General features: G+C 66.4%; 20 protein-coding genes. 8 read left to right on the top strand and 12 right to left on the bottom strand.

All coding sequences use genetic code 11. The annotated features are described in order from the left end of the window. Window positions 1-246: 246 nt before the first annotated feature. From ACFVVI_RS22445 to ACFVVI_RS22420, 6 genes are all read right to left on the bottom strand, one after another. Entirely contained in the window at window positions 247-1,311 is a 1,065-nt protein-coding gene (locus ACFVVI_RS22445) for a zinc-binding dehydrogenase (protein WP_387446628.1), read from the bottom strand. Between the two features lie 86 nt (window positions 1,312-1,397). Continuing rightward, window positions 1,398-2,630: an MFS transporter gene (locus tag ACFVVI_RS22440; RefSeq protein WP_378992827.1), complete on the bottom strand. Its 1,233-nt coding sequence runs from the start codon at window positions 2,628-2,630 to the stop codon at window positions 1,398-1,400. A 194-nt stretch (window positions 2,631-2,824) separates the two neighbouring features. Next, window positions 2,825-3,742, bottom strand: coding sequence for an intradiol ring-cleavage dioxygenase (locus ACFVVI_RS22435; protein WP_379311997.1), 918 nt, complete (start codon window positions 3,740-3,742; stop codon window positions 2,825-2,827). Further along, window positions 3,706-4,782 (bottom strand): maleylacetate reductase, encoded by a 1,077-nt coding sequence (locus ACFVVI_RS22430; protein ID WP_387446627.1) that lies wholly within the window; start codon window positions 4,780-4,782, stop codon window positions 3,706-3,708. Before ACFVVI_RS22430 ends, ACFVVI_RS22435 begins: the two co-directional genes overlap by 37 nt. After that, window positions 4,782-5,180, bottom strand: a complete 399-nt coding sequence (locus ACFVVI_RS22425; protein WP_378992821.1) for a nuclear transport factor 2 family protein — start codon at window positions 5,178-5,180, stop codon at window positions 4,782-4,784. The genes ACFVVI_RS22430 and ACFVVI_RS22425 overlap by 1 nt, the downstream gene beginning before the upstream one ends. Continuing rightward, entirely contained in the window at window positions 5,177-6,067 is an 891-nt protein-coding gene (locus ACFVVI_RS22420; RefSeq protein ID WP_387446626.1) for an NAD(P)-dependent oxidoreductase, read from the bottom strand. Before ACFVVI_RS22420 ends, ACFVVI_RS22425 begins: the two co-directional genes overlap by 4 nt. Before the next feature lie 403 nt (window positions 6,068-6,470). Here ACFVVI_RS22420 and ACFVVI_RS22415 point away from each other — a divergent pair, with 403 nt between their 5' ends. Then, a complete protein-coding gene (locus ACFVVI_RS22415; protein WP_378992817.1) occupies window positions 6,471-7,217 on the top strand; it encodes a helix-turn-helix domain-containing protein in 747 nt (248 codons plus the stop codon). 22 nt (window positions 7,218-7,239) lie between these two features. Here ACFVVI_RS22415 and ACFVVI_RS22410 read toward each other — a convergent pair whose 3' ends face one another. Together ACFVVI_RS22410 and ACFVVI_RS22405 are read right to left on the bottom strand one after the other, a co-directional pair. Next, window positions 7,240-8,448, bottom strand: a complete 1,209-nt coding sequence (locus ACFVVI_RS22410; RefSeq protein WP_387446625.1) for an acetyl-CoA C-acetyltransferase — start codon at window positions 8,446-8,448, stop codon at window positions 7,240-7,242. An 18-nt stretch (window positions 8,449-8,466) separates the two neighbouring features. Then, complete coding sequence (locus tag ACFVVI_RS22405; protein WP_378992813.1) at window positions 8,467-9,246, bottom strand: IclR family transcriptional regulator; 780 nt, start codon at window positions 9,244-9,246, stop codon at window positions 8,467-8,469. Window positions 9,247-9,500: 254 nt separating this feature from the next. On the opposite strand from ACFVVI_RS22405, the gene ACFVVI_RS22400 reads away from it, so the two are divergent. Next, entirely contained in the window at window positions 9,501-10,253 is a 753-nt protein-coding gene (locus ACFVVI_RS22400) for a CoA transferase subunit A (protein WP_387446624.1), read from the top strand. Next, a complete protein-coding gene (locus ACFVVI_RS22395; RefSeq protein ID WP_378992809.1) occupies window positions 10,250-10,903 on the top strand; it encodes a CoA transferase subunit B in 654 nt (217 codons plus the stop codon). The genes ACFVVI_RS22400 and ACFVVI_RS22395 overlap by 4 nt, the downstream gene beginning before the upstream one ends. Window positions 10,904-10,980: 77 nt before the next feature. Here the strand turns inward: ACFVVI_RS22395 and ACFVVI_RS22390 are convergent, their stop codons facing one another. Both ACFVVI_RS22390 and ACFVVI_RS22385 read right to left on the bottom strand, forming a co-directional pair. Beyond that, a complete protein-coding gene (locus ACFVVI_RS22390; protein ID WP_378992807.1) occupies window positions 10,981-11,607 on the bottom strand; it encodes a TetR/AcrR family transcriptional regulator in 627 nt (208 codons plus the stop codon). A 76-nt stretch (window positions 11,608-11,683) separates the two neighbouring features. Further along, window positions 11,684-12,562, bottom strand: a complete 879-nt coding sequence (locus ACFVVI_RS22385; RefSeq protein ID WP_378992806.1) for a hypothetical protein — start codon at window positions 12,560-12,562, stop codon at window positions 11,684-11,686. Between the two features lie 173 nt (window positions 12,563-12,735). Between ACFVVI_RS22385 and ACFVVI_RS22380 the strand changes: the two genes are divergently transcribed. Then, complete coding sequence (locus tag ACFVVI_RS22380; protein ID WP_387446623.1) at window positions 12,736-13,527, top strand: hypothetical protein; 792 nt, start codon at window positions 12,736-12,738, stop codon at window positions 13,525-13,527. 82 nt (window positions 13,528-13,609) lie between these two features. Here the strand turns inward: ACFVVI_RS22380 and ACFVVI_RS22375 are convergent, their stop codons facing one another. Then, window positions 13,610-15,874, bottom strand: a complete 2,265-nt coding sequence (locus ACFVVI_RS22375) for a SulP family inorganic anion transporter (protein ID WP_387446622.1) — start codon at window positions 15,872-15,874, stop codon at window positions 13,610-13,612. A gap of 437 nt (window positions 15,875-16,311) precedes the next feature. Continuing rightward, a complete protein-coding gene (locus ACFVVI_RS22370) occupies window positions 16,312-17,526 on the bottom strand; it encodes an MFS transporter (RefSeq protein ID WP_387446621.1) in 1,215 nt (404 codons plus the stop codon). 238 nt (window positions 17,527-17,764) lie between these two features. On the opposite strand from ACFVVI_RS22370, the gene ACFVVI_RS22365 reads away from it, so the two are divergent. The 4 genes from ACFVVI_RS22365 (at window position 17,765) to ACFVVI_RS22350 (ending at window position 23,093) form a co-directional block, all read left to right on the top strand. Then, window positions 17,765-19,654, top strand: a complete 1,890-nt coding sequence (locus tag ACFVVI_RS22365; protein WP_387446620.1) for a TetR/AcrR family transcriptional regulator — start codon at window positions 17,765-17,767, stop codon at window positions 19,652-19,654. A 192-nt stretch (window positions 19,655-19,846) separates the two neighbouring features. Beyond that, window positions 19,847-21,682 (top strand): acyl-CoA dehydrogenase, encoded by a 1,836-nt coding sequence (locus ACFVVI_RS22360; RefSeq protein WP_387446619.1) that lies wholly within the window; start codon window positions 19,847-19,849, stop codon window positions 21,680-21,682. A gap of 52 nt (window positions 21,683-21,734) precedes the next feature. Then, window positions 21,735-22,355, top strand: coding sequence for a TetR/AcrR family transcriptional regulator (locus ACFVVI_RS22355; RefSeq protein WP_387446617.1), 621 nt, complete (start codon window positions 21,735-21,737; stop codon window positions 22,353-22,355). Between the two features lie 9 nt (window positions 22,356-22,364). Beyond that, entirely contained in the window at window positions 22,365-23,093 is a 729-nt protein-coding gene (locus ACFVVI_RS22350; protein WP_387447010.1) for a TetR/AcrR family transcriptional regulator, read from the top strand. The last annotated feature ends 11 nt before the right edge of the window (window positions 23,094-23,104 follow it).

The following is a 23,104-nucleotide window of genomic DNA, read 5'->3' as shown; positions in this document are numbered from 1 at the left end:
CGGACCACCGTGAGATCAATGGCTGTCGCTCGTCGGACACGTGCATCGGCTGAAATATACGTGGCACGGGAGCGCTCCGACACGGCCGCGAAATGGCGGCCCTGAATCGTCACCATGGATGGCCATCTGACGGGTGCGAGGCGACTGGTTCTGGCCGTCAGCGATCGAGTCGATCTGCGGACCATCCCTGCGGGTCCGCCGCCACGCCGGAGCCTTGACCCCGGCGCAAAGCCTGTCCGGAACCGGTCACGCGCCAGGATCGATAAGGATCTTGCCTTCCACCTGCCCGGCGGCGAGCCGATCCAGTGATGCGCCCAGATGCGCGAGTCCTACTGGGGTTTCGGCGAATTCGGTGCCGAGCAGCGGGTCTGCCGCGAGGATGTGCAGTGCGGCGGGGAGGTCGGTGTCGCAGACGTGGGCCAGCGTCGTGTCGAGGGTGATCTCGCGGAAGATCATCGAGTGCATGTCGAGGGCGGGCTTGTCCTTGGGAATGCCGACGGCTTGGACACGGCCGCCGTCGATGACCATCTCGAGTGCCGCCGCCAGCTGGCCGGGCGCCCCGCTTGCCTCGATCACGACGTCGGGTTTGCGGCCGTCGATTGCGTCGGTGACATCGGCGGCGACGGACTCCGACGGAGCGAGGGTGCGATCGGCGCCCAGACGTTGCGCGCGGTCGAGGCGGCTGCCGGGGAAATCGATGACGGTGATGTCGAACTCGCCGAGGTGCCGCAGACCGGCGAGGACGAACGAGCCGATCGCGCCGGCACCGATGATCACGACGTTGTCGCCCTCGCGCGCACCGGACCGACGAGCCGCGTGGATGCCGACAGACAGGGGTTGGGCGAGTCCGGCGTGGTCCAGGGACAACCCGGTGGGCAACGGACGCAGTGTCTTCGTCGGGACGGCGACGAATTCGGCCATCCCGCCGTGGACGTTCAGCCCGAGGGTTCGGTACCGCGTGCACTGGTTGGTTCGGCCTTCGCCACATCGTCGGCATTTGCCGCACCAGACACCGGCGCCACTGGCGACCAGGCTGCCTTCGCTGAGGCCGGAACCCGGGTCGGCTTCGACGATCTCGCCGACGAATTCGTGGCCGGGGATGATCGGGCCGAGGTGCCCGCTGTGGGGGTGGCGGCGTTGCACGGGAAAGGTTTTCGGTCCGGCGGTCCACTCGGAGGCGTCGGTCCCGCAGATTCCCGAGCGCAGGACCCGCAGGAGTGTTTCCCCGGTGCCCGGAGCGGGGATGTCGACTTCTTCGAGTCGGATATCGCGGGGGCCGTAGTAGACGGCGGCTTGCATCGTCGATGGCACAGCAGTGTTTTCCTCGTCGAGATGGTGGACAGGGTTCGGATGACGACAATGGTCTGGGTCGCCATGGGCGACCCAGACCATTGGTGTCACACCTTGACGGGTTCTCCGTCGCGTGGGTCGGTAACTGGTTGGGCGACAACGTCATCGGTGACAGTGCTGCCGCGGGGCAGGAACAACGCCACCACCGCGGCGAGGCCGAAGAAGCCCGCGCACACGATGAGACCACCCTGGAATCCGATGCTCGCCGCCAGTCCGGCCAGAGCGAACGGCGCCAGCGCCGACACACCACGGCCGACGTTGAAGCAGAAGCCGGCACCGGTCGCGCGGGCCCTGGTCGGGAACAGTTCCCCGAGGTAGGAGCCGAACAGGCCGAAGAAGGCGGTGAACGCGCCGAACAGCGGTCCCATCCACAGCAGGGCGGTTTCCTGGGTGGTGAGTGCGTAGATCGGCAGGGTCAGCGTGACACCGAGCAAGGTGATGATGATCGTCCGGTGACGGCCGATGTGATCGGCGAGGTAGCCGAAACCGTTGTAGCCGACGAACATTCCCAGATTCAGCATCGTGATGAACAGCGCGACCGAGGTCGTAGCCAGACCACGCTCAGTGGTGAGGTAGGTGGGCAGCCAGGTCATCGAGCCCCAGTAGCCGAACAGCGCGAGAGCCGCCATGAGGGTGCCCAGCAGTGTCCTGCGGCGCAGGGAGGAACCCAGGACATCGCGCACAGAGACGACATCGTTGGCGTTGTCGGCCTTTTGAGCTGCCCAGGTGGCGGATTCGGAGAAGAAGATCGCGACGATCGCGATCGGCAGCACGACCGCACAGCCCGACACCAGGAACATCAGTCGCCAATCCGGCAGGAACCAGCCCGAGATCGTGGCTGCCATCGCACCACCGGCGGGGAAGGCGCTGATCACGAATGCGGCTGCGCGACCACGGTGCTTTTCGGGCCACGTCTCGACCACGTAGGCCGAGACCACGCTCCAGACAGCACCGAGCCCGATACCGGCGAGGAATCGCAGCAGCAGGAAGACCTCATAGCTCGGAACCACGTAGATCGCCGCGGTGAAGATGCCGAAGATGCTCAGCGCGGCGAGCAGCGCCTTCTTGCGCCCGAAGTTGTCGGCCACATAGCCGCCGAGGACGCTGCTGACACCGATGCCGACCAGGGTGGCGGTCGCCAGCAGGCCGCCCTGGGTGATCGTGATGCCCAGATCCTTACGGATGGACGGTAGCGCCATGGAAAGTAGGACGATTTCCAAAGCGTCGAACAGGTAGGCGAGGAAACACCCGCCGAGCACGATCCAACGTGTACGTCGCATCGTTGTACCTCCAGTGTGAGCTGCTGGGGGTCGTGCCCGGGCAGCAGTGATCTTCGAATTGCAGGGAACGGGTGTTCGCTGCACGGGTGGAACCGGCACCGAGTCATCGCCTGCCGGTGTGTAATCCGGCGAAAGGCATGGCGGTGCCGTTCGATCCGGACCTCGACGGGTCCGGTCGTGTGTGTGACGGGGCGCTAGCTGCCGTCGTGGGTGGCCAGCACCAGGTCGAACGTGATGCTCGTCCAGCCGTCCGGCGGATGCGTCCCGTCAGGAGCGGTGGTGTCGGCGTGGTGGACGGCCTCGACGACGAGGTTCTCCTTCACGCCGAACACCGCGTCGCAGTCGAGGTAGGGGTCGCCCGCGACGAAGATATGGGTGATCAGGGGCCGGAAATCCGGTGCGGTGACCATGTAGTGCAGATGCGCGGGGCGCATCGGGCCGCGGGCGGTGGCGGTCAGCAGGTCGCCGACCGGGCCGTCGTGGGGAATCGGATACGGCGCGGGCAGTACCGACCAGAATCGGTATTCGCCGTTCGCACCCGAGCGCAGCCAGCCGCGACCGGCCGAGCGGTCGTCGGTGTACTGGACGTCGTAGAAGCCGTCGGAGTCGGCTTCCCACACTTCGATGCGCGCCCCCTCGATCGGTTCGCCACCGGTGGTGCGCACCTGGCCCGAGACGTAGCAGGGTAGGCCCTTCGCGCCGCGGGCGATATCGCCCCCGAGCGGAATCTCCGGTGCGGAATCGACGAAGAACGGACCGAACACCGTCGACTCGGTAGCGCCGGGCTCGGCGGGTTCGTTGATGGCGACCGTGAGCATGGACAGGCCGAGCACATCGGAGAGCAGAATGAATTCCTGACGCCGACTGTCGGTGATATGTCCTGCGCGAGTGAGGAATTCGATAGCCGACTCCCACTCGTGTTCGGTGAGCCGAACGTCGCGGGCGAAGGCGTGCAGGTGGCGCACGAGACTGTGCATCACTTCGCGCAGCCGAGGATCGGGGGTGGCGTCGAAGCTGGCCAGCACCTCCTCGGTGACGGCTTGTTCCTTGTCGACGGCGGTAGCCGGGTCGCCGCTCATGCCGTCGGCCCGGTGGGTTCGGATCCCGCCCACGCGCCGTGCAGGATCGCGCGGAGTCCGTCCGGAGTGACGGGTGTGGGGTTGTCGGCGGGAGCGATCGCCAGGATGTCGTCGATCACGTCGTCGATGCCGGACTCGTCCATGCCGAGCTCACGTAGCCCCGCCGGTGCACCGACCTCACCACCCAGTTCACGCAGTCCGGCGACGATGTCGACTCGCCCGAGCGCACGGCCGATCCGGTCGGTGGCCTCGCTCGCGTTGGGAGCGTTGTAAGCCAGTACGTAGGGCAGCACGATGGCGTGGGTGTGGGCGTGGGGCAGGTCGAACGCCCCGCCGAGGACGTGGCAGATCTTGTGGTGCAGCCCGGATCCGGCGACGGCGAACGCGGATCCGGCCAGGTAGGCGCCGAGCAGTAGTTCACCGCGACTGGCCAGGCCGGTCGGGGTGGACGCGATGGTGGTCAGCCCGTTCACCAAGTGACGGATGCCGTCTTCGGCGACCGCGCTGGACACCGGGCTTCGCCGTGGCGCCCAGAAGGCCTCGACACAGTGCGCCACCGCGTTGAGTCCGCTGGCGACCGAAAGTTCCACCGGCAGAGTAAGAGTCAGCTCCGGGTCGTAGACGACGGTCTTGGGCAACACCCGCCGATCGGTCCCGGTGGTCTTGCGCCCACGCTCGGTCAGACCCCACACCGGGGTGACTTCGGAGCCGGCATAAGTCGTCGGCACAGCGAGCACCGGCAGACCGGTGGTCAGGGCGACGATCTTGGCCGTTCCCGTCGTCGAGCCGCCGCCCACCGACAGCACCACGTCAGCGTCGGCCTCGAGTGCGACCTTACGGGCGAGCTCGGCGACGTCGGCGGGCACATGGGGACGAACCTCGGAGAAGGTCGCGACCACCCGATCGGCGAACGGTGCGCACAGCTGTGTCGCGGTGCCGTTCTCGGCATCGGTGGCGATGAGCAGCACGCGGCGCGCGCCTAGCAGGTCGAGCTCGGTGAGTAGTTGGGTGCGCGCGGCACCGGCGCCGAAGACGACCCGGCCCGGCAGGCCGTCGTAGGTGAACTGTGTCATCAGATCGCTCCCGGGATGACCGTGGGTCCGTAGCCCAGCAGCAGCCACCGATCGCCGTCGCGCACCCAGACCGCGAGCGCGCTGTTGGCGAGTTGTTTGCGCACCCCACCGGCGGTGATGTCGGCGCGCATCTCACCGGAGACCAGTACGGTGTCGCCGACGACGACGATCTTGTGCACCGGGTGCTCGATCCGGTGGTAGACGTAGAAGCCGGTGCGCAGCTTCTCCAGGTAGCTGTCGAGGGTGTCGACCACGGCGTTGGAGTGCGTGTAGAGCAACTCGGGGTGCGCGAAGGCGGCGAAGCCTTCGATGTCGCCTGCCACCACCGCGGCGTAGCGAGCGTCTTCGAGCGAGCGGATGGTCGATTCGATCTCAGCCGTGGCGAGAGTATCGGTCATGAGAGGGCTCCGGTCTGTGGTGCGGTGGACAGGGTTTCACGCAACATCACGCCGTTGCGGCGGCGCAGGACGGTGAGGACCTCGGCCATGTCGGCCTGACCCAGCCCGGTGGCCACGGCATCGTCGAGTACGGCGAACGCGGCTTCGGACCCGGGCAGAATCAGCCGGCGACTGTGGGCCAGCGCGAGAGCCAGGCCGAGGTCCTTGCGGATCAGCGATACCGGCGCCGCGACCGGCGTCGACTCCGGCGCGAGGTAGGCCTGCTGCTTGTAGCCGACATACGGGGCGCCCGCCGCGCTGTTGCGCAGGATGTCGTAGAACGTGGCAGGGTCGAGGGCACCGGCTTCGGCGAGCAGAAGTCCTTCTGCGACAGCCTGACTCAGCCCGGCCAGGACCGCGTTGACCGCGAGTTTGGCCGTGGACCCCGAGCCGACCGGTCCGGCGTGGAACTGGGCGGTGGTCATCGCGGCCAGGACCGGTCGTGCCCGCTCGAACTGTTCGGGCGTGGCGCCGACCATCGTGGTGATGGCGGCGGTTTCGGCCATCGACACACTGCCCGACACCGGCGCATCGATCACCGCTAGGTGCGGCAGGTCGGCGAGTTCGCGCACGACCTCAGGGCCGACGGTACCCATCACGATGTGCAGGTGGCCGGGCGCGACAGTGCGCAGACCCTCGATCACCAGGCCCCGCGTGGATTCACCATCGGGCAGCATGCTGATCGTCAACGCGGCGGCGGCCAGCGCGTCGGGGAAGTCGGCGAGACCGACCCCCTCGGGCGCTTGCTCGACATGGGGGTCATAGGCGAGAACGGTGTGCCCTGCCGCGGCCAGGTGGGCGGCCATCGGCCTGCCCATTCGGCCCAGGCCCGCGAATCCGATCAGCACGTCCCCTCCCCCGCTACGCAGACGGTCGCCGCGAATCGGTGAGCGGTGGTGAGAGGCGGAGAAAAGCAGGTCGACCGAAGTCGCGCAATCGGGAAAGACACGAGTCTCCTTCGTCGTCGATGACGGGGAACGGGGCTGAAGCCACCGTGAATGTGTTCAGTATCATTAAACATATAGAGAGTGATGTCAACCACGGAACAACGGTCGCCACATCGAGGAGACTCGCCGCCGATGTTCTAACCACTGATAACATGCACCTCGGGAGGCAAGTTTCCCGCGAAACAGCACGTCGAGACGGGACTGTCCGAATCCACCACGCGCCGCAGGTAGTGTTCATCCATAGTGAACCCGTAGTGTTCACTGATAGTTGATTTCGTTTCGGCGAGTGGACAGAGGTGCGCTGATGCAGGACAGGATCGGGCCGGCATTGAAGCAGGCGCGTCTGGATCGGGGTTCGAGCCTGCGCGGGTTGGCGGCCGCGGCGGGCATCTCCGCCAGCCAGCTCTCCCAGATCGAGAACAACAAGTCCCAGCCGTCGGTGAGCACCCTCTACGCCCTCGTCAACCATCTCGAGGTCTCCCTCGATGATCTCCTGGGCCTTCGGTACGGCCGCGCCGAGCCCACCGCCGAACCGGCCGGACACTCGGGCACGAGCCGATCCACCGGAGTGGTTCAACGCGCCGCGGACAACCCGGTGCTCGAGATGGCCAACGGGGTCCGGTGGGAAAAGCTCGCGCTCGACCCGGACGCGGGCGTCGACGCCCTGCTGGTCACCTACGAGCCGGGTGCCGCGAGCTCGGTGGACCGAATGCCGATGCGCCACTCCGGAACCGAGTACGCCTACCTGTTCACCGGGGAGCTGACGCTGCTGCTCGATTTCGACAGGTACACCATCGGCGCGGGCGACTCGCTGTGCTTCGATTCCACCCGGCCGCACATGTACGTCAACCAGTCGAGCGAACCCGCGCGCGGCGTGTGGTTCGTCGCGGGCCGCCACGAATCCGGCCCCACCCGGGCATGGGTCGCCGCACAGCTCGGTGAGACCGACACCGAATCGCCCCTGCGCGTGACGAATGCGGTCGACGCACTGGATCTACTCGGTGCCAACATCGTGCGACCACCCGCGGTAAAACCCGGCCGCGAGAGCTAGTCGCGACCGGGTCCCGAGTGGATCAGAGGCGTTCGAATACGGCCGCCAGCCCCTGCCCGCCGCCGATGCACATCGTTTCGAGGCCGTAGCGGCCTTCGCGGCGGGCCAGTTCGCGCAGCAGGGTGGCCAGGATTCTGGCGCCGGTAGCGCCGACCGGGTGACCGAGGGAGATTCCCGAGCCGTTGGGGTTGACGCGCGGGTCGTCGGGTTCGATCTTCCAGGTCCGCAGGACGGCCAGTGTCTGTGCGGCGAAGGCCTCGTTGAGTTCGATCACGTCCAGGTCGTCGAGTGTGAGATCTATTCGTGCGAGCGCTTTTTCGGTCGCGGGTACCGGTCCGATACCCATGGTGGACGGCGGTACGCCCGCGACCGCCCACGACGCCAGTCGAGCGATGGGGCGCAGCCCGAGTGCCTGCGCACGCTGCGGTGTCGTCACGATACAGACGGCCGCGCCGTCGTTCTGGCCGCTGGAATTTCCGGCGGTCACCGTGGACTCGGGATCGATACCGAGACGGATCGGGCGCAGCTTGCCCAGCGTATCGAGGTCGGTATCGGCTCGTGGATGCTCATCGGTGCGCACCAGCAGTGGCTCCCGCTTACGTTGCGGCACAGCGACACTCACCAGCTCCGCCTCGAAGCGACCATCACGCTGCGCGGCGACGGCGCGCTGGTGCGACTGCACGGCGAGCGCGTCCTGGTCCGCGCGGCTGATGGCGAACTGCGCGCGCAGGTTCTCCGCAGTTTCGATCATGCCGCCGGCGACCGGAAAGTTCCTGCCGCCAGCGGTGATTCGCGCACGCGCGAGGCGGTCGTGCAACACCGGCCCGTCGCCACGGATGCCCCAGCGGATGTCGGTGGCGTAGAACTCGGTGCGGCTCATGGATTCCACGCCGCCCGCCAGGACGAGATCGCTGCCGCCCGATTGCACCTGCATGCAGGCTTGCAGCACTGCCTGCAGACCCGACCCGCAGCGCCGGTCCACCTGGATGCCGGGTACGCCGATCCCCAGGCCCGCGTCCAGCGCGGCGATGCGGCCGATCGCGGGCGCCTCGCCGTTGGGCGAGGACTGCCCGAGGATGACGTCGTCGACGGTCGCGGCGTCGAGTCCGGTGCGGGCGATCAGTTCGGTGATCACGGCCGCGGCGAGGTCTTGCGGGGCGATGTCTTTGAACACCCCGCCGAATCGTCCGACCGGGGTTCGCAGTGGTTCGCAGATAACAGCTTCGGGCATAGCTCTTCCTCGTAGGTGTCAGGTGGTGGATCGGATCCGGGTGAGGTCGCGCTCGATCGCGGCACCGGTCTCGAGCAGGGCGGGAACCAGGGAGTCGCGCACCTCGCCGAGCGTGTATCGGGCGGCCTGGGTGGAGATGTTCACCGCGGCGACGACCACACCGTGCTGGTCGCGCACGGGCGCCGCCATCGACCGCAGACCGTGCTCGAGTTCCTGGTCGACGACGCAGTAGCCATCTGCGCGGACTTGGGCCAGCTCGGCGCGCAGTTGTCGTTTCGTGGTGACCGTCATGTCGGTGAGGGGCGTCAAGTCGACCTTCGCCAGGTAGTTCTCCAGCGCGTCGGTGTCGAGGTCGGCGAGCAGGACCCGGCCCATCGAGGTGGCGTAGGCGGGGAAACGGGTCCCGATGTTGATCGACACGGTCATGATTCGGCTGACGGGGACACGGGCCACGTAGACGATGTCGGTGCCGTCCAGGATCGACACCGAGGTCGACTCACGAACCTTCTCGGCCAGCGCCTCGAGGTGCGGGCCCGCCAGATCGGGCAGGCTCAGGCTGGACAAGAAGCTGTACCCGAGCTCGAGCACGCGCGGCGTGAGCCAGAACTGGTTTCCGTCCGAGCGCACATAGCCGAGCTCGACCAGGGTGAGCAGGAAACGCCGGGCGGTGGCCCGGGTCAGATCGGTGGCCTGGGCGACCTCGCTGAGGGTGCGCCGTGGATGCTCCGCATCGAAGGCCCGAATGACGGCGAGGCCGCGCGCGAGGGACTGCACGTAATCCGGCGACGGTTCTGTCATGGCTGCCGTAACTCCTTCTCCCACTGGGCCCGATGGCGTCCACCCCGCGGCGAACGTCGGTGCACCGAGCCGGGCCCGAGGCTACGTCGCGACGACCCGGCACGAGGCTCGGCATGCACGAAGAACGCGCGTTCATGATGCGAACACAAGTCCGTATTGCGAACACGCTACGTCCACAACTCCAGCCTACGCAAGTGTTCGCTATACGAACATGAGTGCGCATTGCGAACATCTCGGCTAGCATCGCTGGTGTGATGGACAAAGTCATTGCGACGGCCGCCGAGGCCGTCGCCGATATTCAGGACGGCGCGTCGTTCGCGGTCGGCGGATTCGGCCTGGTCGGCGTGCCGCAGGTACTCATCGACGCCGTACTCGCTCACGGCGCCACCGATCTCGAGGTCGTCAGCAACAACTGCGGCACCGCTGGCGTCGGATTGGGCGTGCTGCTCGAAGCGCGCCGGATCCGCCGCACGACCAGCTCCTACGTCGGGTCGAACGCGGAGTTCGCACGTCAGTTCCTCGCCGGCGAGCTCGAAGTGGAACTGACGCCGCAGGGCACCCTGGCCGAGCGGATGCGGGCGGGCGGTGCGGGCATTCCGGCGTTCTATACCCCTGCGGGTGTCGGTACACAGGTCGCCGACGGCGGCCTGCCGCTGCGCTACGACGGCGACGGCGACGGCGGGATCGCACTGGCCAGTCCCCCGAAGGAGACGCGGGTGTTCGGCGGGGTGCACTATGTGCTCGAACACGCGATCGTCACCGATTTCGCGCTGGTCCACGCCTGGAAGGGCGACCGTCACGGCAACCTCGTCTACCGGCGCAGCGCGCGCAACTTCAATCCGCCTGCCGCCACGGCGGGCCGGATCACCATCGCCCAGGTCGAGCAGTTGGTGGAGCCGGGCGAACTGGATCCGGACGAAGTACACACCCCCGGCATCCATGTGCAGCGTGTGGTGCACGTGGGCGCAGTCGAGGTCGGAATCGAGAACAGGACGGTGCGCGCATGACGTGGACACGCCAGGAGTTGGCGGCCCGGGTGGCCGCCGAGCTCAGTGACGGCCAGTACGTCAACCTCGGTATCGGGATGCCGACGTTGGTGCCGAACTACCTGCCCGAGGATGTCACGGTCGTACTGCATTCGGAGAACGGCGTCCTGGGCGTCGGGCCCTACCCGACCGAGGACGAAGTCGATCCCGAGCTGATCAACGCGGGCAAGGAGACGATCACCGTCCTGCCCGGTGCCTCCTACTTCGACTCGTCGCAGTCCTTCGGGATGATCCGCGGCGGCTGCGTCGACGTCGCCGTGCTGGGCGCGATGCAGGTCAGCGCCCACGGTGACCTGGCGAACTGGATGATTCCGGGCAAGATGGTCAAAGGCATGGGTGGCGCGATGGACCTGGTCCACGGCGCGAAACGGGTGATCGTGATGATGGAACACCGTTCCCGCAGTGGCGAACCCAAGATCGTCGAGCAGTGCACCCTGCCACTGACCGGGTTGGGTTGCGTGCACCGGATCATCACCGAGATGGCCGTGCTCGACATCGGCCCCGACGGGCTGACACTTGTCGAAATGGCGCCGGGAGTCAGCGAATCCGACGTTCGAGCCGCCACCGGAGCAGATCTCACGGTCGCGCTCGCCACCGCCCCTGCCCGATGAGATTCGGTGTGAAGCCCACACGGAAGGGGGGTGCGGGCTTCACACCGACTTGATCCGTTCGCGAGGCGTGACTGTCCTCAGGTCCGTTCGCCATGGAGAGCGAGGGTGTCGTCGATGCAGCGTGCGATGAACACGTCGTCGATCGCCTGTTCTCCGACCAAGAGCCTGAAATACAGTGGTGCGGAAAGGGTTTCGAGAACAGCGCGCGGATTCACCGATGCCGGGAGTTCACCGCGCGCCACCGCGTTCGTGATCACCTGGGAGCTGCGCTCGAAGCGATCGTTCCAGAATTTGCGGCGCGCGGCGTCGACCTCCGGATCGGACGACAGAGCCACGGTGGTGCCCACCAGCCGCGCCATCCCCGGACGCGAGATCAGGTCGGAAACCTGTCCGGCCAGCACCGCCAGATCCGATCGCAAGTTGCCGGTGTCCGGCGCGGGATTCCCGACGGCGGCGAGCTCGGTGACCGCCTCGGCGATCAACGCCGTCCGGGTGCCCCAGCGGCGATAGATCGTCGTCTCGGCGACACCGGCGCGAGCCGCGACGTCACCGATGGTCAAACCCTCGATGCCGTGCTCGGTCACCTGCTCCAGGGTCGCGGTCAGAACAGCGTCGCGCACCCGCGCCGAGCGTCCCCCGGTCCGCTTACGCGGAGCCGGGGGTGTCACCGACTGTTCGTCGGCATCGAGTCCACTCTGATCCATGGTCCAGTTCTACTCGACGGCCGTGCCGTATGCCCAATGCCGATCGATGGGCCCGGTGCGTCCGGCCCCATCCGGATCAGCGCAGGTATGCCTCGATCCAGTTGCCGAATTCGGTCGCGAGATGCCACTGGTGCTCGCTGATGTACAAACCGGGCACCGCCGCGGGAAACGCGACTTTCAGCTGACTGCGGAACCCACCGCCGGGTTCGTCACGGAACTGATGGCAGACCCCACCGATGAGTTCACCGTCGGCGAGCCTGGCCGCGCCGGCGACCGCGAACGGGTAGGCCGGATCCGCGGCGACCACCACCTTCGCCGGGTCGGTGTACTCGACGAGGAACCGGCTGGCGAGCATGGCCCCTCCGGTCACCTCGACGACCTCCTGCCGCCCGTCGGGCATGGTGGCGATGATGTAGTGGTCCGGGCAGGCGTCGGTCCAGAACGCCTGATCGTTGCTCACCCGCGCCCGGTCGAACGTGTCGATGAAGCCCTGCGCGGTGCCACGATCACTGGCGATCTCGACAGTCGACACGGCCCAGCGTCCACCCGAGGCCGCTAGCGTGGCACGGGTGGCGGCCTCGGAGGCGACGAGCTCACCGGCGAGCAGCTCACGCAGTCCGCTGGAGCCGATCAGCACGCGAGCCTGTGCCAGCACCGCTCGGGCGGCGGGGATGTCGTCGACGTCGATCGCGAAGCGGGCGAGCAGTGAGTCGAGTTCACCGGTCAGCAGGCCGACGTAGTCCTTGCGCAGCCGCGCAGCGGCGACCGAGAGCCGCCGCCGTTCCCACTCGACGACCCTGCCCTGCTCGACCAAGCGGCCGTCGATGTATGTCCGCAGTCCGGCTGCCGACGGACCAGGGTCGGCGAAAGTGGTTCCCGCACCGGCATAGGCGACCGCCGCGGTGGCGGCCGTCACCCCGGCGGCACGGACGATGAAGCTTCTTCTGGTCAGCATTGACCAATTCCCTTCGATTTAAAGCCAGTTCAACTTGCGATAACACAGCTTCCGTTACCGCCGTCACGTTGTCAACGGTCTGCGCATAATTAACGCCACACGAACTTGCGTTTCCAGGCGCAGGACGGCAGTCTTAATGCAAGTTTCAATAGCTTTAATGAGAGGTAGTCGACATGGACGATCCCATCGAAATCCGAACATTCCTCGGCGCGGAGAACGTCACACGCCAGCAGGTGCGCGCCTGGGAAGCGCGGCGCGCCGAAGCGGTGCTCAAGAGGTTCGCCGCGCGCCTGGGGCACCGCGGAGTAGCCGAACTCCTGCCCGATTTCACGATCGGCAGGGCGCTGGACGCGCCCCTCGACGTCCAGCGCGAGGCCCTCACCGCCATGAAAACCGAGCTGGGTCACGCGGGGATCTACGCCATGCTCAAGCGCGATCTGGCGATCTCGGACCGGATGGCACGAATCGGGGTCGCCACCAGCCGGGGCCGAGCCAAGTACTCGGTCACCCGCCTCGAAGTCCCCCACTACTCCGCGCAGCGATTCGCCGACTGGTTCAACGACCTGACCATCACCGACGCCGAGGTCGACATGGTGGCCGCCACCCCGGACCACTACCTGTTGCGCGGCCTGCCCGACGGCCGTCAGGAAGTCGTCGAAACAACCGGCGGCTCGCCCACGGCTTCGCGGTTCCTCGTCGACTACACCAGAACCGAAGCGCTGACCATCCCCGTCGATCCCGACTACCCCATCCAGGTGGCGGGCCAGGCCCTGCTCGACGACGGCCTGGTCATCGGCGGCGTCCGCCACCAGTTCCGCGACCGCGACGGCACTCTCGAAGCCCTACTGACGGTGCAGTTCCCGGGCAATCTGCCCGACCGGCTCATACACCAGCACCAGTGGCACCTGGCCGACGAGTTCAGCAACTGGATGATCGCCGCGGCCCCGGTCGCGGCGACCGCCTGACACCGAGGACCGCACAGACCGATGCCCGGCCCACCGATATCGGCGGGCCGGGCATCGAATCAGGTGACCGGGTCGGCCGCCCTCAGCCGGGCTGCACTGCGTGCTGGTCGATGAGATACACGCCAGCCGTAGCGATGTCGAAGTACATCCCGGCCAGACGCAGCCGCCCCGCACGCTCGGCAGCGACAACGGTGGGGTAGGTCCGCAAGTGCTCGAGTTGTTGGGCCACATTGTGTTTGGCCAGCTCATCGACCGTGCTGCCGACCTGCTCGACCGGTCCGGGACCCAACGCGGGAGCGGGAAGGCCCGCGATCATGCGCGCCACACTGGGTTGCGTCTGCTCGATCCAGTGGTTCAGCCCGGGCAGGTGCCCCGGAGCCCCGGTGAGCGCCGCGGTCATCGCGCCGCACGAGGAGTGCCCGCACACGACGATGTCCTCCACGCCGAGGACTTCGACCGCGAATTCGACGGCCGCGGCCACCGAGCTGTCGGCCACCGAGCCGGGACCTGTCACCGTGTCGCTGACCGGGACGAGGTTGCCGATATTGCGCACCACGAACAGGTCGCCCGGCCCACTGGCGGTGATCATGTTCGGCACGATGCGCGAGTCGGCGCAGGTGATGAGCAGCGTCTTGGGTGCCTGCCCGGTGGAGAGCCGGTTCATCAGCGGGCGCACCGAGGCCGCGGTGTGCGTGCGGTAGGTATCGACACCACGTTGCAGTGACGGGTTGACCGTTGTCGGCGCACCCAGGTCCGACCGGAGTTCGGCGAGCTCGGGCGACTGCCAGTCCGGCCAACCCGCCATCCACGGTGCGGGCGATGCCGCGGCGGTCTTGCGGTGCACGGTCGGCGTGCCGTCCCGTCCGGCGCTCAGCCAAGGGTGGCCGATCTCCTGGACTATCACCAGTCCACCGCCTGCCTCGTAGCTCTCCTGCCAGTCGTTGATCGTCTCGAAGACGCAATGGTCGAGATAGTCCGCGACCAGATCCACGTGCACGACAGCTGCCGGCGGAATCGAGTTCAGCACTGCCGACAGCTTCGGCGTGGACAGGAAGCTGAGCGAGCCCTCGATCACGAGGTGCCACCCGTCTTCTCGTTCCTCGGCGTGGATACCCGACCACATGGTGCGGTACAGCATCATCACCGCGGCGACAGCCAGGCCGAGGAACACGCCCATCATCAGATCGAGCAACACCACCCCGCCGATCGTCGCCAGGTAGACGGGCAGGTCGCCGTGCCTGTGCGCGGTGCGGACGTGCCCGATGTCGACGAGCTTGATGCCAACGTAGACCAGCAGACCCGCCAGCGCTGCCATGGGAATGTTCTGGATCAGACCACCCAGCGCCACGGTGAAGACGAGCACCCAGACCCCGTGCAGCACAGCGGACCAGCGGGTGCGCGCGCCGGCCATCACATTGGTCGAGCTACGCACGATTACGCCGGTGACGGGCAGTCCGCCGACCGCGCCGCAGGCGATATTGGAGATGCCCTGCCCGATGAGTTCCCGGTTCAGATCGGCCCGCGGGCCCCGGTGCAGCTTGTCGACAGCGACAGCGGAGAGCAGGTTCTCCACGCTGGCGATGAGCGCCACCGACAGCACCCCGATCAGGAACGCACCGAGCTCGGATCCGGGCAGACGCGGCGCGAACGACAGTGCGGCAAGCGGGTTTCCGGGAATATCGACCCGCCCGACCGGCAGATCGGCCAGGGCCGAGACCAGCGTGACGAGCACGATCGCGACCAGCGGTCCCGGGACCCGGCGCACCGTCGCGGGCAGCTTCGGCCACAGCAGCAGGATGGCGAACGTGAACAACCCGACGACAACTTCCCACAGCGGGGCGGCGACGAGGTCGCCGGGCATCGAGGCCAGGTTCTCGATCGGCGAGCTCTTCGCCTTCGACCCGAGGATCACGTGCACCTGACCGAGGACGATGGTGACGCCGATACCGGCCAGCATGGCGTGCACCACCGCCGGTGAGATCGCCAGCGCGACACGGGCGACACGACTGAGCCCCAGCAGGATCTGCAAGCCACCCGCGATGACAGTGATGGCGCACATCGCCGCCCAGCCGAGATCGGTGATCAACCCCGCCACGACGACGACCATTCCCGCGGCCGGACCACTGACCATCAGCGGTGATCCGCCGAGAAGCCCGCCGAGGACGCCGGCGATCACCGAGGAGATCAGCCCGCTGTAGACCGGGGCACCCGAGGCCAGCGCGATGCCCAGGCACAGCGGCACCGCGACCAGGAAGACGACGATCGACGACGGGAGGTCGAACTTCACCACCTCGCGCCAGCCGGATCTCACAGCATCCGGACTCGAGCGCGTTTCTGTTGCTTGCATGAATAACTTCCTCTCGGTCGACGGCCGACCGCTCGCACCGTCATCCCTATTGCGCTGAATCCCCTCCACCAAGAAGATCGGAGAAAACCGAACAGATGGATAACGGAACAATAACCCCAACCAGCTTCATTCGGTACGTCAGGTATGTAAACAATAGTGTCAGGCTGATTCTTGGGAAATTACTTCATCACAATCCAAAACAAAGGTGCCGACAGTCACAAGGCTCAGATTCGGCACATTGAATAATGTACTTATGCAGATTCTTCACATGAACAATTACCAGCTCACATGGCTTTTTGGAGTGCCGTTCAGGCGAAGACAAACAACTCGAGCCCGTTTCCGGGGCTTCTGAAAACGGGCATCGCGTCCGATATCTACGCACACCGAACGCCTGTTTTAGATTTTGCGTCGAGCAGAATCTCTCGATCGCCGCGAGATTATTTCTCGGGCGCGCGCCGGGCGGCGATGACGGTAGTAACCAAGGCCAGAACCGCCACTACAACAATGGCTCCGTCCAGGGTCGTACCCGCAGTGCGCAATCCCCAATGATTCGCGGCGAGCCCTTGTCCGATTACCGGAATCGACGTAGCGAGATAAGCGACGACAAAATAGGCCGAGACCACTTCCGCGCGTCGAGTCTCCGAGACCGCGTCGAGCAGGGCGACGACGCCCTTACTGAACGACAAGCCCTGACCGATGCCGCAGAACGCCGCACCCATCACCATGAGCGCGAACGCCTGGGCGGCCAGCGCGGCGATGAGAACCAGCCCACCCACCGCGAGCAGCGCGCAGCCGATAACGATCGCGACCGGCGTCGACATCCCACGACCGATGATCTGCGCCGAGGCCGAACACAGGAACAGGGTGGCGATCACGAGCGCGGTGATCGCGTGGTTGTCGATGCCGATGACATGGACCAGGAACGACGGGGCGATGGCGCTGAACGATCCCATGACCGCGAAGCCCGCCCCGGCCGCCAGCGCCGCACGGGCGAAGGTGGCGCGCGCTTCGGCGGGCACCACCGGCTTCTGCATTCTCGGTCGGGCCCGGCTGGTCACCTCGACCGGTTCGGCGATGAACCACACGCCCACCGCCGCCGCTGTCAGCAGGATCAAGTCGATGACGAAGGGGCTGCGCAGCGGCGTCGAACCGTACTCCGCGATCAGACCACCGGCCAGGACTCCGAGCCCGAGCCCACCGATGTTCGCCGCAGTGGCCACCGCGGCGGCGCGGTGACGCCACGAAACCGGAGCCGTGTCGATGACGGCAGCGGTGGCAGCGCCCGCGTAGATGCCCGCCGAAATACCCGATAGCAGTCGCGCACCCATCAGCTGCCAGACCGGTCCCGCGGTCAGGAACACCACCGCACCGACAGCAGAGAAAGCGATGCCCGCGAGAAGTAGTGGGCGGCGGCCGAATTGATCGGACCAGCGGCCGAACAAGATCAGCGCCGCGACGACCCCCAGTGCGTAGGCCGCGAAGATGGTGGTGGTGGTGAGCACGTCGAACCCCATGTGCTCGGCATAGAGCGCGTACAGCGGGGTGGGCAGCGTGGTGCCCATCATGACGACCATGAAGGCGAAGACCGTGATGACGAAAGCGAGTGGGCCCGCCCGTCGCGTCGTCGCGATGTCCGCCGCGGATGCAACCATGACCAGCCCTGCCTCTCTGTGCGATCGATCGTTAACGCCATAACCAATTGCGTTAAGACTGTCCTCTGTTCCGAGCAAGCACAAGGGCTCGCATCTCGCGCACCGCTGGCGAGGACAGGGCGAGCCAGAGGCAGTATTGTGAATACGCGAGTATCCATAATATGCGTGAGCAGGGGCGCAGCACCGCACGGCACACATGGCACAGGGACCGACAGCATGGCGACCGAATGGAGAAGTGGTGGCGAGAATCACGCCGGCAGCCCGAAGCTACGCGGGCCTGACGGCCGACGAGCGGCGGACCGAGCGGCGGCACCGCCTTCGGCACACAGCCGTCGAAGCCTTCGCCACCGGACCCGGCTATCGCGACGTCCGACTGGCCGAACTCTGCCGAACCGCGGGGTTGTCGACCCGGCAGTTCTACCAGGAGTACAACACCCTCGAAGACCTGCTGAGTGAACTGTTCCTACACGTGAACGACACCGTTGAACAGCGCGTCCTCGACGCGTCCCGACAGACAGTGGGTCGACCGCTGCGCGAGCGGGCGGCGGCGATACTCGTTGCCTACCTCTCGTACTTCGCCGCCGATCGCCGCTGGGCCCGGGTCGCGTTCGTCGAAATAGTGGGAGTCAGCGAGCGGATGGATCTGCAACGCCTGCAGGTCCGTTCGCGCTGGCTGGACCAGCTGTGCGACACGTTCGACAGTTTCGCCTCCGACGGTGAGATCGCCCCGGACGACTTCCGGCTCAGCGCCACCACGTTCGCGGGCGCGGTCAACGGATTGATGCACGACTGGGCGATCGGCTGGATCGATGCCACCCCGGAGCAGCTCGCCGACAGCCTGCAGCGCATCCTCTTCGGAATTCTGGGCGCGCCGGGCCCGAAGCAATCGCAGGTGGACCCGCCCAGTGCCGAGCAGACATCGGTTCGCCGCAGACCACGCAACCGCAGGGAGATCATTCTGCGCACGGCCGCGACCGCGTTCGCCGAGCGCGGCTTCCACCGCACCTCGATGACCGACATCGCCTCGGCCACCGGCGTCACCCACGCCGCGGTCTATCGACACTTCCGCACGAAGCAGGAGCTCCTCGGTTCCTGCCTGCGTGAAAGTCTCGACCTGATCATCTCCCGGGTCGATACCGCTCGCGAGAATCCGGGCGATGCCGGTGCGGCACTGCACGAGCTGGTCCGGGTCACGCTGGAGATCCGCGGTGTCGCCCGGCTGTGGCAACTCGAGTTCCGGAGCCTGAGGCCGGTCGACCGCAGCGGCATCCTGTCGCGCGCGGTTCGCCTGACCCAGCGCATCAGAGAGACCGTCGGTCAGCGTCGGCCAGGCCTGGCCCCGAGCGATCTGGAAGCGCTGAGCTGGATCGTTCTGTCCGTGGTGACCAGCCCGTCCAACCATCGCATCCAGCTGCCGACGGATCGATTCGTCGCGACACTCGACGCGGTCCTCGGTGCCGCGGTCGACGTCGATCTTCCCGCCGGCGACGCGCGGACACGGATCATCGAGTCCGGCGACACCGGACCGGACACGCGATCCGAGCCCGACTCCCGGCCGGAGCGAATGATCATCGCCGCGGCACAGCTGTTCGAGGAACGTGGTTTCGGCGCGGTGAGCATCGAGGACATCGGTGCCGCGGTCGGGGTCAGCGGGGCCGCGCTCTATCACCATTTCGCCGGCAAGACCCAACTGCTCAACGAGATCATCGACCGCAACAACGAATGGGTCGAGATCTACGCCCAGCGTGCGCTCGCCGAGGGTACGACGCCTCGGGCATCGCTGCGGCTCCTGCTGCGGTACTACGTGGAATTCGCCATGGATCGCACCGATCTCGTCGGTACGGCGGTCAGCGAGATCGGGCACCTCCCCGACGACGCCGCGGCCAGGTACCGCCGCATCCACCGTGAAGGCAATATCGGCTGGGCACGACTGCTGCAGTCGATTCGCCCTGAACTGGCGATGCCGACCGCCCGGGTGTTGATCCACACGATCACGACCGTGGTCACCGACTCGGTGCGCAATCCCCGGCTCACGCGGCGTGCCGACCTCGCTGACCTGCTGTGCGCTATCGGTGAGCGAATCGCCATGGCCGATGTGCCCTCCTCGCCGATACCGCAGCCGGTCTGATAGTGACTTACCGGCACTGAAAGTGTGAACTCCCAGACCAGTTGGTGATACAGAATGTCCAGCAACCTTATCGCGGAGTTACATAGGTTGCGTGGATCGGATTGCTGCGCGATCATGGCTCCGGCAGCGCGCCGCGCGCCGCGTTTCAGCACCCGCTCGAACGAGGCGGGTCCCGTCGAGAGGGATGACCCGGTGGGCCACTACAAGAGCAACGTTCGTGACCTGGAATTCAATCTGTTCGAGGTGTACGGGCTCGCGACCGTCCTCGACGCGGGCGCCTTCGGCGACCTGGACAGCGACACCGTCCAGATGATGCTGTCCGAGGCCGCCAGACTGGCGGAGGGACCACTCGCCGATCCGTTTGCCGAAACCGACCGCAATCCACCGGTTTTCACGCCTGCCACCAACTCGGTTCGACTACCGGAACCGTTCAAGAAGGCAGTGCGCGCCTGGCACGAGGCAGGCTGGTGGCGGGTGGCCAAGAGCGAGGCGATCGGGGGCGTGCCCGCACCTTCCATGCTCGCGTGGGCGATCAGCGAGCTGATCCTGGGCGCCCAGCCCGCGGCCTACATGTATCTCGCGGGGCCGACGATGGCGCAGATCCTCACTGGGATCGGGACGCAACAGCAGCAGCGCTGGGCGAGGCACATCGTCGAACGCAACTGGGGCGCGACGATGGTGCTGACCGAACCGGATGCGGGCTCCGACGTCGGCGCGGGCCGCACCACGGCAAGCGAGCAGGAAGACGGATCGTGGCACATCCGGGGCGTGAAGCGATTCATCACTTCCGCCGACTCCGACGACCTGTTCGAAAACATCGTCCATCTGGTCCTGGCGCGCCCGGAAGGAGCCGGGCCGGGAACCAAGGAGCTGAGCCTGTTCATCGTCCCGAAGTTCCACTTCGACGACGACAGCGGCGAGCCCGGCGAGCGCAACGGCGTTTTCGTCACCAACGTCGAACACAAGATGGGCTTGAAGGCCTCGGCCACCTGCGAGCTGACCTTCGGCGGGCACGAGGTACCCGCGGTGGGCTACCTCGTCGGCGACATCCACGACGGCATCGCTCAGATGTTCAAGGTGATCGAGGAAGCCCGAATGATGGTCGGCACCAAGGCTATCGCCACCCTCTCCACCGGCTATCTCAACGCACTCGACTACGCGAAAACCCGGGTCCAAGGCTCGGATCTCGCCCGATCCTTGGACAGGAACGCCCCGAAAGTCACCATCATCAATCACGCCGATATCCGCCGGTCGCTGATGATGCAGAAGGCCTACACCGAAGGCCTGCGCTCCATCTACCTCTACACAGCGGGCCATCAGGACCAGGTCCTCGCCCGCCAGATCTCCGGCGCCGACGAGAACCTCGCCGAACGCGTCAACGATCTGCTCCTGCCGGTCGTCAAAGGCGTCGGCTCCGAACGTGCCTACCAGTACCTGACCGAGTCCCTGCAAACCTTCGGCGGATCCGGGTTCCTGCAGGACTACCCGATCGAGCAGTACATCCGCGACGCCAAGATCGACTCGCTCTACGAGGGCACCACCGCGATCCAGGCGCAGGACTTCTTCTTCCGCAAGATCGCGCGCGATCGCGGGGTGGCGCTGGCGCACCTGCTCGACCAGGTCCGATCCACCGCCGGGTCCGATGCCGATGGCGGGCGCCTCAAGACCGAGAAGATTCTGCTCGCCCACGCGCTCGAGGACATTCAAGAAGTCGCGGGCGACCTGACCAAACACCTGTTCGCCGGGCGCGCGGAGCCGACCGAGCTCTACCGGATCGGTCTGAATGCCGTCCGTTTTCTGCTGGCCGTCGGCGATCTGCTCGTGGCATGGCGGCTGATCGTCGCCGCCGATATCGCGCTCGCGGCGCTGGGCACCGAGGACGGCCTCGACGAGGCCGAATTCTACCAGGGCAAGGTCGCCGTCGCCTCGTTCTTCGCCACCACGGTCCTGCCCCACCTGACCGCCGAACGCGCGGTCGTCTCCAGCACCGACCTCGCCGTGATGCGTCTCGACGAATCGGGGTTCTGAATACCAACGCTGTCGGCCGAGTGCACCCGTTCTTCTCGGCCGACAGGCGACGATGAGTGCGAACACGCAGCGGCACAACAAGGTCATGACGCGCAGGATCGCGCGCAGAAACCAGCTTCTCGACATCGCACGAGAGGCGTTCGTGGCCAAGGGATACCACGGTGTCACCATGGCCCTGCTCGCTCGCCGGGCCGACGTGACCAAACCTGTGCTCTACGACTACTTCTCCAGCAAACTCGACCTCTACCTGACAGTCGTCCAGTGCATGCTCGACGACTTGGTCGCCACGGTGGACCGAGCACTCGGCTCTGCCGAGACCGATCGGAAGGTCGTCGACAGCACGGTCGCGGTCTTCTTCGACCTGATCGATCACGAGGGCATTTCTAGCCTCACGCTCGTTTTCGGTGGCGGCGTGCCCAGTGAGCCGTCGGTCGAACTGCGAGTCCGCGCAGCACTGTCGAGCTGTGCGGGCGCCATCGCAGAACGACTGTGCCCGCACGACAGCGAGCAGGCACGGGCGCGAATGCTGGCCTTCGGCTTGGTCGGCGCCAGTCTGACCGCTGCCTCGGATTGGCATCGGGCCGGAATGCTCGTACCCAAGCACCACGCGGTGGAAGCGATCAGCACCTTGTGCTGGCACGGACTACACGGCCTCGACATCCGTTCATCATGAAACTAGTTGGTGCACAACATCTTTCGTATGTTTCATATCACCACATTGCCGAGCGGGACACCCTTGCGCCGGGTCCGCCCGGCTTCCAATGTTGATCACAGGGGGGCCAGTGGTGGAGGTGCAATAGTGGATGAGGAGAAACGTCGGCGGCCCGGCGGACGATCCGCGCGAGTACGGGAATCCGTCATCGACGCGACACTGAAAGTTCTGGCCGACAAGGGGTTGACCGCTTTCGCGGTCGCGGAGGTCGTCGCCCTGTCCCAGGTCCATGAGACAACCATCTACCGACGCTGGGGCTCACGCGAGGACCTCATCGTCGATGCCTTGTCGAGCGCGGCAGGCTTGTCTGTCCAGATCCCCGACACCGGCTCGATTCGCTCCGACCTCGACGAGCTGCTGAACATCGTCAGCGAATGTCTCGGCACACCGACGGGACGGTTACTGAACCAAGCCTTGTCCTTCGGCGGCGACGACCCGCGATGGACAAGGCTGCGAGACGCCCTGTGGGATGCCACGCTGCGACCGATCTACCCGATCACCGAACGCGCGGTCCGCAGGGGCGAGCTGCCGGTCGGCATCGAACCACGAATGTTGCTCGAAACCTTGCTCGCCCCTTTACAGTTGCGGGCCTTGGTACTGAGTGATCCCCTCGATCCGCAGCTGCGAATTCGCTTCATCGACATGATCCTCCACGGCGCCGCGAGTGCGGTCGCCGCGGAGGACGATCCGGACGGATGACCGCAACGATG

Source organism: Nocardia sp. NPDC058114 (assembly GCF_042884695.1).
Taxonomy (GTDB): Bacteria; Actinomycetota; Actinomycetes; order Mycobacteriales; family Mycobacteriaceae; genus Nocardia.
The sequence above is the reverse complement of the archived record's forward strand: the minus strand, read 5'-3'. Positions and strand labels throughout refer to the sequence as shown.

Bases quoted from the DNA above. Each gene is read 5' to 3' on its own strand.
- ACFVVI_RS22375 (WP_387446622.1), bottom strand. From the start codon at position 15,874: ATGCAAGCAACAGAAACGCGCTCGAGTCCGGATGCTGTGAGATCCGGC.
- ACFVVI_RS22405 (WP_378992813.1), bottom strand. From the start codon at position 9,246: ATGACAGAACCGTCGCCGGATTACGTGCAGTCCCTCGCGCGCGGCCTC.
- ACFVVI_RS22410 (WP_387446625.1), bottom strand. From the start codon at position 8,448: ATGCCCGAAGCTGTTATCTGCGAACCACTGCGAACCCCGGTCGGACGA.
- ACFVVI_RS22370 (WP_387446621.1), bottom strand. From the start codon at position 17,526: ATGGTTGCATCCGCGGCGGACATCGCGACGACGCGACGGGCGGGCCCA.
- ACFVVI_RS22425 (WP_378992821.1), bottom strand. From the start codon at position 5,180: ATGACCGATACTCTCGCCACGGCTGAGATCGAATCGACCATCCGCTCG.
- ACFVVI_RS22355 (WP_387446617.1), top strand. From the start codon at position 21,735: ATGAGTGCGAACACGCAGCGGCACAACAAGGTCATGACGCGCAGGATC.
- ACFVVI_RS22415 (WP_378992817.1), top strand. From the start codon at position 6,471: ATGCAGGACAGGATCGGGCCGGCATTGAAGCAGGCGCGTCTGGATCGG.
- ACFVVI_RS22430 (WP_387446627.1), bottom strand. From the start codon at position 4,782: ATGACACAGTTCACCTACGACGGCCTGCCGGGCCGGGTCGTCTTCGGC.
- ACFVVI_RS22400 (WP_387446624.1), top strand. From the start codon at position 9,501: ATGGACAAAGTCATTGCGACGGCCGCCGAGGCCGTCGCCGATATTCAG.
- ACFVVI_RS22440 (WP_378992827.1), bottom strand. From the start codon at position 2,630: ATGCGACGTACACGTTGGATCGTGCTCGGCGGGTGTTTCCTCGCCTAC.
- ACFVVI_RS22395 (WP_378992809.1), top strand. From the start codon at position 10,250: ATGACGTGGACACGCCAGGAGTTGGCGGCCCGGGTGGCCGCCGAGCTC.
- ACFVVI_RS22390 (WP_378992807.1), bottom strand. From the start codon at position 11,607: ATGGATCAGAGTGGACTCGATGCCGACGAACAGTCGGTGACACCCCCG.
- ACFVVI_RS22380 (WP_387446623.1), top strand. From the start codon at position 12,736: ATGGACGATCCCATCGAAATCCGAACATTCCTCGGCGCGGAGAACGTC.
- ACFVVI_RS22385 (WP_378992806.1), bottom strand. From the start codon at position 12,562: ATGCTGACCAGAAGAAGCTTCATCGTCCGTGCCGCCGGGGTGACGGCC.